This is a genomic window from Pseudomonas sp. P5_B2, from assembly GCF_056400445.1.
Genome location: NZ_JBFULH010001050.1, coordinates 1 through 1079, shown reverse-complemented (window position 1 = coordinate 1079; position 1079 = coordinate 1). Strand labels below are relative to the sequence as shown.

1 protein-coding gene is annotated in these 1079 nt (G+C 53.2%); it reads left to right on the top strand.

Going from position 1 to position 1079, the window contains the following annotated elements; genetic code table 11:
• Positions 1-264 precede the first annotated feature (264 nt).
• A partial coding sequence (locus AC1DRJ_RS29070) for a site-specific integrase (protein ID WP_477805168.1) occupies positions 265-1079 on the top strand: 815 nt, incomplete at its 3' end.

Here is a 1079-nt window from a genome sequence, read left to right as displayed (position 1 = left end):
GCATTGATGCTGGGATTTACACCCCGAGCGATCAGCGCATCTCGTGCTATCTGGACGATTGCCCTGTTAATACCGCCACGTGCCATGACTTCTCCTACGATTTCGTAGTGTAAACATAATGTGTAATTACATAATACATCCAGGCAAAAAATCAGTCATAAAAATCGAAAATCTATGATCAAATAATGGAGGCTTATCGTATCATAAAGCTGATTTTTGTATTTTCATCGCTGGAAAAATTACGTTTCGCGTAGAAGGGTCGAAATGAACAAGGCTGATCGGTACCTGCAGGCCGGTACCCGGGAAAACACCCGGCGCAGTTACCGCGCCGCCGTAGAGCATTTCGAAGTGACCTGGGGAGGCTTTCTGCCGGCGACTGGCGATGGCATCGTGCGTTACCTGGCCGAGTACGCGGACAAGCACACCATCAGCACACTGAAGCAGCGCCTAGCTGCCTTGGCTCAGTGGCACATCACGCAGGGATTTCCAGATCCAACAAAAACGCCGAATGTGCGACAGATGCTCAAGGGCATCCGGACATTGCATCCAGCCCAAGAAAAACAGGCGGCCCCTCTCCTCCTGAGCCATCTAGAGATGGCAGTGAGCTGGCTTGAACGCGAAGCGAATCTTGCGTCTGAGCGGGATGACCTTAAGAGCGTGATGAAATGTCGACGCGACATTGCCCTGGTGTTGATCGGATTCTGGCGGGGGTTTCGGGGTGACGAACTGGCACGACTCCAAGTCGAGCATACTCAGGCGGAGGCCGGTGCCGGCATTACGTTCTATTTGCCGTACACGAAAGGTGATCGACAGCACCGGGGGACGACGTTCCACACCCCTGCCCTCAAGAAACTGTGTCCAGTTCAGGCTTACGTCAATTGGATCACTGTGGCCGGCATTGCTCATGGCCCTGTCTTCAGAAAGATCGATCGCTGGGGCAACCTTGCTGATGGGGGCATCAATTCCAATAGTTTGATCCCAATGCTTCGTCGCATCTTCACGCAGGCGGGTGTGCCTTCGGATATCTACAGTAGCCACTCAATGCGGCGTGGGTTTGCGACTTGGGCTTCCGCTAATGG